General features: G+C 61.9%; 6 protein-coding genes and 2 pseudogenes. 1 reads left to right on the top strand and 7 read right to left on the bottom strand.

Annotated features, from left to right (window positions below; all coding sequences use genetic code 11):
* Window positions 1-48 precede the first annotated feature (48 nt).
* Both AA309_RS26345 and AA309_RS26340 read right to left on the bottom strand, forming a co-directional pair.
* Entirely contained in the window at window positions 49-978 is a 930-nt protein-coding gene (locus AA309_RS26345; protein WP_052955019.1) for a universal stress protein, read from the bottom strand.
* 74 nt (window positions 979-1,052) lie between these two features.
* The gene (locus AA309_RS26340) at window positions 1,053-1,877 is read right to left on the bottom strand and encodes a polyphosphate kinase 2 family protein (RefSeq protein ID WP_047191993.1); all 825 of its coding nucleotides are present in this window, start codon (window positions 1,875-1,877) and stop codon (window positions 1,053-1,055) included.
* Window positions 1,878-2,017: 140 nt separating this feature from the next.
* Between AA309_RS26340 and AA309_RS26335 the strand changes: the two genes are divergently transcribed.
* Window positions 2,018-2,653, top strand: a complete 636-nt coding sequence (locus AA309_RS26335; protein WP_047191992.1) for a glutathione S-transferase family protein — start codon at window positions 2,018-2,020, stop codon at window positions 2,651-2,653.
* Here AA309_RS26335 and ligD read toward each other — a convergent pair.
* The 5 genes and pseudogenes from ligD to AA309_RS26315 form a co-directional block, all read right to left on the bottom strand.
* A pseudogene (gene ligD, locus AA309_RS26330) lies at window positions 2,635-3,507 on the bottom strand (non-homologous end-joining DNA ligase); the annotation flags it as partial. The gene AA309_RS26335 and the pseudogene ligD overlap by 19 nt on opposite strands.
* Before the next feature lie 72 nt (window positions 3,508-3,579).
* A pseudogene (locus AA309_RS37885) lies at window positions 3,580-4,227 on the bottom strand (DNA polymerase ligase N-terminal domain-containing protein); the annotation flags it as partial.
* Between the two features lie 40 nt (window positions 4,228-4,267).
* Window positions 4,268-5,902, bottom strand: a complete 1,635-nt coding sequence (locus AA309_RS26325) for an ABC transporter ATP-binding protein (RefSeq protein ID WP_047191990.1) — start codon at window positions 5,900-5,902, stop codon at window positions 4,268-4,270.
* A gap of 1 nt (window position 5,903) precedes the next feature.
* Complete coding sequence (locus AA309_RS26320) at window positions 5,904-7,049, bottom strand: ABC transporter permease subunit (protein WP_047191989.1); 1,146 nt, start codon at window positions 7,047-7,049, stop codon at window positions 5,904-5,906.
* 8 nt (window positions 7,050-7,057) lie between these two features.
* Window positions 7,058-7,978, bottom strand: a complete 921-nt coding sequence (locus AA309_RS26315) for an ABC transporter permease subunit (protein WP_047191988.1) — start codon at window positions 7,976-7,978, stop codon at window positions 7,058-7,060.
* Between the last annotated feature and the right edge of the window lies 1 nt (window position 7,979).

The raw sequence follows: 7,979 nt of genomic DNA, 5'->3' as shown, positions 1-7,979 counted from the left end.
TCATCCAGAACAACAGCGACATCCCGAAACATTGTCCAGCCCTCACTCTCAGTGGGCCATCAGAACGGGGATCGTCGTGTTGCTCAGGATATGGCTCGTCGCCCCACCGAAGAACATCTGCCGCAGGCGGCTTTGGGTATAAGCACCCTTGACGAGGAGATCGCAGCCGAGAGAAGCGGCCTCAGCCAGGATGGTGTCGCCCGGCTTGTCCGAAGGGTCCGGAGCAGACATGGCCTCGGCGGCGATGTCATGCATCCGCAAGGAGCGAGCGAGTTCCGATCCCGAGGGGCCAGGAACCCCCCAATCCTCGAGTTCCAGAACCACGACGCGACGCGCTTTCTTGAGAAGCGGTATGGAACCCAGCACCGCACGGGCTGTCTCGGTGCTGCGATTCCAGGCGATCACGGCGACTTCGCCGAAGGTGCGGGGCACGGACGGAGGAGCGATGAGGACCGGGCGGCCCGTTTCGAAAAGGGCGGATTCGACCGTTGAAAGCCGCGTCTGGCCGTTCGAGCCATCGGGTCTGCCGACCACGACGGTGTCGAAAACCCGGCCATAAGCGCCAAGGAAGGCATCTTCCATCAACCCGTCCTGGCGCCAGCCGAAGCTCAGGCCAGCCAAGCCCGCTGAAGAACGCGAAATCTGCTTGGTGGTCATGAAGCCCTCAAACCGCTCGCGGCAGCCGCGCGCCATCTCGAAGCGGTTCTCAGGGGTGAGGGGCGATGGGACGCCGATGGCGATATCCACCGGCAGAACGACGGGATAATCGGGGGTGATCGCCAGACCCTCGATATAGCTGTCAAAGGTGCGGCCCAGGAGGAGCGCCATTTCAAGCTGGCTCTCAATCTGGCCATGGTCTTCGATGGGAACGAGGATGCTTTTCATAAGATTATTGTCGCGCTGAAACCCCATCTCGGCAAGGGCCTTCGACGAAGGTGGGATGCCGCCAAGCGCATCGTGCGGACCTTCGGTTCGCATCCAACGATGCGCGACCTAGGAAAGGGAGCATCGGATGGTTCCCACAAGTGCCCTCCACTTTTGGGTTCGCTGCTCTAGGGAATCGCGAAGTCATTCGGCTTCCACGACGCCTTCGGATATTGCGGGTCCATTTCCTCAAGGGTGGCCTTGACGATCGAGGCGATAGCTGCATTGCGCACCCATTTTCGGTCGGCGGGAATGACGTACCAGGGAGCATGCCCCGTCGAACAGCGGTGCAGCATGGTCTCGTAGGCCCCCTGGTATTCGTCCCAGTAATTCCTGTCCTCGAGATCGCCAGGATTGAACTTCCAGTGCTTTCTCGGATCGTCGAGACGTTCCTGAAGCCGCTCCTTCTGCTCGTCCTTCGAGATATGAAGCATGAACTTGAGAATGGTCGTGCCGTTCTCGACCAGCATCTTCTCAAACGCATTGATCTGATCATAGCGCTGCTCGATCGCTTTCTTCGAGGCGAAGTTCCTCACCTTCGCGATCAGCACGTCCTCATAATGGGAACGGTTGAAGATGCCGATGGTGCCACGCCTGGGGCAGGCAGCGTGCACCCGCCAGAGATAGTCGTGCGCCAACTCCGTTTTCGTTGGCGTTCCGAAGGCGGTGACGGAGACACCCAGAGGCCCGGTGGCGTTGAAGACGCTGCGGATGGTGCCGTCCTTACCGGAGGTGTCGGTCCCCTGAAGGACGACGAGGAGGGCGCGCGAGCCCTCCGCATAAAGGCTGTCCTGCAGCACATCGATGTCCTCTGCGAGGGTGGCGGTCGCGGCTTTTGTGTCCTGCTCGTCGCCGAAGAGGCTGGAATCCCGTGGATCTCGCTCCTTCAGCTTCACACGTTCTCCCGGCTTGACCCGCAGTTTCGCGATGATGCTGTGCGTGCGATCCATCATTCCTGGCACTCCTCGGTTCTTTCAGGACGATAGGGCGTCGATCCCTGAAAGGAAGATATGGATGGCGGCTTCACGCACCTTTACGCACAGCGGAGCGCTCCTTACGAAGGAGGGGCTCAGGTCACGAAAGGTTCCTCGCGATGTTGGCTCTCTATTACTATCCCGGCAATGCCAGCCTGCTACCGCACATGATGCTGCGGGAGATCGGCGTGCCTTTCGAGATGCGTCTCGTCGACCGGGGCAGCAATGCCCAGAAGAGCCCCGAATATCTGAAACTCAACCCGAACGGACGTATCCCCGTGCTGATTGATGACGACCTCGTGCTGTTCGAGACCGCAGCTATCGCTTTGCACCTTGCCGACAAGTTCCCGCAGGCCGGTCTTTCACCCGCCGTCGGCACCAAGGAGCGCGCTGAGTTCTACAAGTGGATGGTCCATCTGACGAACACGCCGCAGGCTGAGTATCGCGCCTGGTTCTATCCCCATGAGCACGTGAGCGACGAGGCCGCCGCGCCTGCTGCAAAGCAGGCTGCCGAGAGGCGCCTTTATCGGATGTTCGATGTGATTTCCGAGCAGCTCGGCGACAGGGCATGGCTCCTTGGAGATCGGTTCTCCGCCGCGGATCTCTTCCTGTTCATGCTGATCCGCTGGGGCAGGGGCATGCCTCGCCCGCCGCGCATGCTTTCCAATCTGGATGCATTGGCCGAGCGGGTGATCGCGCGTCCGGCCGTGCAGGAGGCGTTCAGGGTCGAAGGGATTCAGGCGCCTTTCTTCTGAGAGGTGCGCTTCGAGCGCTTCGCTTCAGGCAGGACCTGATCGACCTTGGCGATCTCCGCCCAGGGATCCTGTCGTAAGGCGGCAAGGCGCTCGCCTAAATTCTTCACAGTAAAGCCGTTCGGCTTGAGGTCTGGCGTCAGTTCTTCCCACGCAATCGGTGTCGCTACAGACGCGCCGGGGCGTGAGCGGGTGGAGTAGGGCGCAACGGCGGAGGCTTCGCGGTTGTTGCGCAGATAATCAATGAAGATCCGGCCCTGACGCTCATTCTTCACTGATTTGGTAGTGTAGCGATCCGGCTCGTCCTTCGCCATCGCTTCCGCCATGCTGCGCGTGAACGCCAGCGCCTCCTTCCAGGGAGCCTTGGGCTTCAACGGCACCACGACGTGCAGGCCTTTCCCGCCTGTCGTCTTCACGAAGCTCACAAGGCCCAGTGCCTTCAAGCGCTCCCGAATAGAGAAGGCCCCTTCGATTACCTGGCGCCATTCCACGCCTTCCCCGGGATCGAGATCAAATATCAGCCTGTCGGGTCTTTCCAAATCCGCCAGTGTTGCGCCCCAGACATGCAATTCCAGCACACCGGATTGGACGAGGGCGATGACCCCCTGAATGTCACTGACCGTCAGTACCTCCAGCTCGCCTGGCGTGTCCGGCACCATGGTGCGATGGATCGCCGGGTTCATGCCGGCCCAGGAATGGCGCTGGACGAAGCACTTCTTCTGCGCGCCGGAAGGACAGCGGATCAGGGTGAGGGGACGCTTGACGAGATGCGGCAGCAGCCAATCGGCGATACTGGCATAGAACTCTGCCAGCTCCTGCTTGGTTAGGCCCTGTTCCTCCCACAGCACGCGCTCGGGATGGGTGAGGGGGATGCCAGCTACCTCCACATCGCTTGCCTTCGTCGTGTTGGCCGCGGTCGTGCGTTTCGCAGGTGATGCCGACTTTTTCGATGGAGTGGCTGCAGGCTTCTTCGAGGCAGCTTTTCGCCTCGTCGCAGCTTTGGCCGTTGGGCTTGGCGCAATCTCCTCAATGGAGCGGCCCGACTTTACCGAGAGCGGCGCTTCTTCGAGAATGTCCGCATCGCTCTCCGTTCGGGCATAAGCGTCATCCGCCTTGATCAGCAGCCAGGATTCCTGGCGTTCACGGGGACGCTTCGCCATGCGGATCAGATGCCATGTGCCATGGAGCTTTTCTCCGTCGAGGCGGAAGGTCAGGCGGCCCTTGTCATAGCCTTCGTGGGGATCACCCTCTGGCTCCCAGGTGCCGCGGTCCCAGACCAGGACCGTTCCGCCGCCATATTGTCCTTCGGGGATGGTGCCTTCGAAATCCGCATAATCGAGCGGGTGGTCCTCGACATGGACCGCGAGGCGCTTCTCGCCTTTGACGAGGCTCGGTCCCTTCGCCACGGCCCAGCTCTTGAGCACGCCATCGAGCTCCAGGCGGAAATCGTAGTGCAGACGGGAGGCGTCGTGCTTCTGAACGACGAAAGACGAGCCTTTGTGCCGGGTGGCTTTGCCTTTCGGCTCGGAGGTTCGGGTGAAGTCGCGCTTGGCGCGATAGGATGCGAGCTTTGCCATGGCGCGGAGTCAAATCCGCGCCATGGCCTTCGGTTCCAGCTCAGGAGGCCAGGGGCTGGCTCTTGGTCTCGGGCCTTTCGCGCTCGGCCAGGAAGGCAGCCGCGATCAGGTCGCGAGTATAGGCCTCGCGCGGGCGTTCGAAGATCTCTTCGGCCGTGCCGCGCTCCACCACCTTGCCGGTCTTCATGACCATGATCTCGTCCGACAGCGCCCGGACAACGGCGAGGTCGTGGCTGATGAACACGTAAGCCAGACCATGCGCCTTCTGCAGGTTGCGGAGCAGTTCCACGATTTCCTTCTGCACGGAGCGGTCGAGGGCCGAGGTCGGCTCATCGAGCACCACGAGCTTCGGATGCAGGATCATGGCGCGGGCAATCGCGATGCGCTGACGTTGGCCGCCCGAGAATTCGTGTGGGAAGCGGTTGCGCCAAGCCGGATCGAGTTGCACCTCTTCGAAGGCCTGCGTCGCGCGGCGGTCGCGCTCCTTCCGGGAGATGCTCGGCTCATGGACGAGCAAGCCTTCGGTCACGATCTCTCCCGCTGTCATGCGCGGGGAAAGGGAGCCGAAGGGATCCTGGAACACGAGCTGCAGATGGCGGCGCAAGGGGCGCATGCCCGCACGGTCGAGCGGCATGAGGTTGCGATCCTCGAAGCGGACCATGCCCGAGGCAGGCTGCAGCTTCAGGATCGCGCGTCCGAGGGTGGACTTGCCGGAGCCGGACTCGCCCACAACGCCCACGGTCTCACCAGCACGCACGGTCAGGCTCACGTCGTCGACGGCGCGAAGAATGTGGGTGGTCTTGCCGAAGAAGTTCTTCTCAAGAGCGAAGGTCACCTGGATGTTCTTGGCGTCCAGGATGACGGGCGCATTCGTCGGCGCAGGCTCCTTGCGACCCCGGGGCTCGGCATCGATCAGCATCTGCGTGTAGGGATGTTCGGGGGCCGCGAAGATGTCCGCGGTGCGTCCGCTCTCCACCACTTCGCCGCGCTTCATCACATAGGTGTGGTCCGCGAAACGGCGCACGATGCCGAGATCGTGGGTGATGAACACGATGGACATGCCGAGTCGCTTCTGGAGGTCGCGCAGCAATTCCAGGATCTGCGCCTGCACCGTCACGTCGAGCGCGGTGGTGGGCTCGTCTGCGATCAGCACGTCCGGATTGTTGGCGAGCGCCATCGCGATCATCACGCGCTGGCGCTGTCCGCCGGACATCTCATGCGGATAGGCATCGATGCGGCGAGCAGGATCCGGAATGCGCACCAGTTCCAAGAGCTCGATGGCGCGCTTGCGAGCTGCCGCCTTGCTCATCCTACCATGAGTCATCAAGGGCAGGGCGAGCTGGTCGCCAATCCGATAGAGCGGATCGAGCGAGGTCATCGGCTCCTGGAAGATCATGGTGAGCTTCGAGCCGCGATAGGTGTTGAGCTTCTCCGGCGAAAGGCCGATCAGCTCTTGCCCGCGATACTTCACAGAGCCCTCGGCCCAACCGTTCGAGGCAAGCAGGCCCATGACCGACATCATGGTCTGACTCTTGCCCGATCCGGACTCGCCCACGATGGCGACGGTCTCGCCGGGAGGGATGTCGAGATCGATACCCTTGACCGCATGGAGAATGCCGTCGCCGGTGCGGAAACGGACGTGAAGGTTGCGGACAGAAAGAACGGGTTCGGTCATGTCAGCGATCCTTCGGGTCGAGAGCATCGCGCAAGCCGTCGCCGATGAAGTTGAGGCAGAACAGGATCGCGACAAGCGTGATGGACGGGTAGAGCAGCATCCAAGTGGCGCCCTGGATGTTCTTGGCACCCTCGGAGATCAGAACGCCGAGGCTGGTGTTGGGCTCCTGAACGCCTAATCCTAAGAAGGAGAGGAAGCTCTCGAGCAAAATCACCTTCGGCACGAGTAGCGTCATGTAGACCACGACGGGACCCAGCGTGTTGGGGATCACGTGACGGCGGATGATGCCTTTTGTCTCGACGCCGAGCGCTTCTGCCGCCTGCACGTATTCCTGCCGCTTGATGGACAACGTCTGGCCGCGCACGATGCGGGCCATGTCGAGCCATTCCACCGCGCCGACCGCGAGGAACATCAGGATGAAGTTGCGGCCGAAGAACACGACCAGCATGATCACGAAGAAGATGAACGGCAGCGAGTAGAGAATGTCGACGATGCGCATCATCATGAGATCGATACGACCACCGAGATAGCCGGACGTCGCGCCGTAGATGACTCCGATCAAGATCGCGACGAAGGTGGCGAGCAGGCCGATGGAGAGGGAGATCTGCCCGGCCTTCATGGTGCGGGTGAGAAGATCACGGCCATTCGTGTCGGTGCCGAAGATGAAGTATTGCTGCTTCACCGGTACATCGACGATGAGCCTGCGGCCTTCCTCCTGGCGCTCGACCACCTTGGCGGTGCCGAACAAATCGGAGCGCTCGAAGTAGGCCAGAAGCCGCTCGTCGATGAGGCGCGTGCTCGTGCTCACGAGAGTGAGGTGCACGACGCCACCATCGATGGAGATGTTCTCCGCCTTGGCGCGCACACGCGAGCCGATGCGCTCGATGTTCGGCTCGATCTGGTCGGCCTTGGGGTAAGACTCGAGGCTCGCGGGCACCTTCACGTAGTCGGGATAGACCCGATCGAATGGGTGCCCCGTGAAGAACGGCCCGAAGATGCAGGCGAGGGCAATCAGGCTCAGCACAATGATGCTGGTGAGAGCAGCCCTGTTGCGGATGAGACGACCACGGGCCTCTGCCCAAAGGGAGCGGCCGGTGACAACCGGCCCGGCCATGGTCTCGACAGGAAGAACAGCGCCTTCAGCCATGGTGCACCTCAATCATAACGAATGCGCGGATCGATAAATGCGTAGAGGATATCGACCACGAGGTTGAAGAGCAGAACGAAGACGGCCACGACCACGACCGTGCCCATGACGAGTGTGTAATCGCGATTCAGCGCGCCTTCCACGAAGTAGCGTCCGATGCCCGGCAGGCCGAAGATCGTTTCAACGACCACCGAACCCGTGAGCAGGGCGGCTGCCGCAGGGCCGAGATAAGACACCACCGGAAGGGCAGCGCCGCGAAGCGCGTGCGCCACAATGGTCCGCGTTGGCAGGCCTAAGGAACGCAAGGTGCGGATATGGTTCGAGCGCAGGTTCTCGATCATCGCAGCGCGGATCATGCGTGCCACAACCGCGATCTGCGGCAGCGCCAGTACGATGACCGGCATCACGAGGTTGCGCGGATTGCCGTCGGCCCAGCCGGCTACGGGCAGCAGGGCAAGAGCCAGACCGAACACCAGCTGGAAGATGGGGGCCACCACGAAGTTCGGAATGGTCAGCCCCAGGGCGCCCATGCCGGTGACGAGATAATCGATGGCACTGTTTTGCCGCAGCGCCGCGATGGTGCCGAGCGTTCCGCCGACGAGAATGGCGAGCGATAGCGCCAGCGCGCCCAGGGTCACGGAAACCGGAAGGCCACGGGCGAAGAGTTCGGCCACCGAGAAGTCGCGCAGGATGAACGATGGCCCGAAGTCGCCGTGCATCACGGCCTGCAAGTAGAGCCAGTATTGCTCGATCAGCGGCTTATCGAGCTGGTAGATCCGGTTGAGGTTCTCCATCACCTTCGCTTCGAGGGGGCGTTCGAGGTCGAAGGGGCCCCCGGGTGCGAGCCGGATTAGGAAGAACGAGATCGTGACGATGATGAACAGCGTCGGGATTGCCGACAGGAAACGGCGGAGGATGAAGGAGAGCATG

It is taken from the genome of Microvirga vignae (genome assembly GCF_001017175.1).
GTDB classification, from domain to species: domain Bacteria; phylum Pseudomonadota; class Alphaproteobacteria; order Rhizobiales; family Beijerinckiaceae; genus Microvirga; species Microvirga vignae.
Note: the sequence above shows the minus strand (reverse complement) of the source record. Positions and strands in the feature narration are given on the sequence as shown.

Excerpts from the sequence above, each read along its gene's own strand:
- AA309_RS26345 (WP_052955019.1), bottom strand. The coding sequence starts at position 978 with ATGCGAACCGAAGGTCCGCACGATGCGCTTGGCGGCATCCCACCTTCG.
- AA309_RS26340 (WP_047191993.1), bottom strand. The coding sequence starts at position 1,877 with ATGATGGATCGCACGCACAGCATCATCGCGAAACTGCGGGTCAAGCCG.
- AA309_RS26335 (WP_047191992.1), top strand. The coding sequence starts at position 2,018 with ATGTTGGCTCTCTATTACTATCCCGGCAATGCCAGCCTGCTACCGCAC.
- AA309_RS26325 (WP_047191990.1), bottom strand. The coding sequence starts at position 5,902 with ATGACCGAACCCGTTCTTTCTGTCCGCAACCTTCACGTCCGTTTCCGC.
- AA309_RS26320 (WP_047191989.1), bottom strand. The coding sequence starts at position 7,049 with ATGGCTGAAGGCGCTGTTCTTCCTGTCGAGACCATGGCCGGGCCGGTT.
- AA309_RS26315 (WP_047191988.1), bottom strand. The coding sequence starts at position 7,978 with ATGCTCTCCTTCATCCTCCGCCGTTTCCTGTCGGCAATCCCGACGCTG.